At 38.1% G+C, this 603-nt stretch carries 2 tRNA genes; both read right to left on the bottom strand.

The features are described from left to right. Positions 1–295 precede the first annotated feature (295 nt). Positions 296–371, bottom strand: a tRNA-Ala gene (locus H4J63_RS19830). 111 nt (positions 372–482) lie between these two features. Then, positions 483–559, bottom strand: a tRNA-Ile gene (locus H4J63_RS19825). Between the last annotated feature and the right edge of the window lie 44 nt (positions 560–603).

Here is a 603-nt window from a genome sequence, read left to right as displayed (position 1 = left end):
GGGTCTTTGTTGTGTGACAGTTTAACTTCGCCAGAAGTCAATATTGAATACTAAAGTAGATACCAATCAATCAACTCATAAGAGTTAATTAAATGGCACTGAATGGTACTGCTACCATTCTTTTTTTTACTTTTGAAAACTCTTGATAAATAACAATGTTATTCATCAGAATTTTATTATCAGCTTTTCCAAATTTTTAAAGAGCAAGAGAAATAAAAACTTCTCAAAATTAAACACACTTCGTTCTCAGGTCGTTTATGACCCGATAAAGAATATTTATTTTTAAGAAGTAAAGTGGTGGAGCTAAGCAGGATCGAACTGCTGACCTCCTGCGTGCAAGGCAGGCGCTCTCCCAGCTGAGCTATAGCCCCACATATGCTGGTCTTACTGTTTGTATACCGACTTCGATTTGAGACAAGGCGTAAGTAGAGGACGTTTAGATAACTAAACGACGAAACTTACAACGAAGTATCAAGAAGAAGTGGTGGGTCTGAGTAGATTTGAACTACCGACCTCACCCTTATCAGGGGTGCGCTCTAACCAGCTGAGCTACAGACCCAAACAATAAGTGTTGTTCTCTTTACAATTAACAATCATCTGTGT

This window comes from Pseudoalteromonas sp. 5Ae-yellow (assembly GCF_014077565.1).
GTDB lineage: Bacteria > Pseudomonadota > Gammaproteobacteria > Enterobacterales > Alteromonadaceae > Pseudoalteromonas.
The sequence above is the reverse complement of the archived record's forward strand: the minus strand, read 5'-3'. Positions and strand labels throughout refer to the sequence as shown.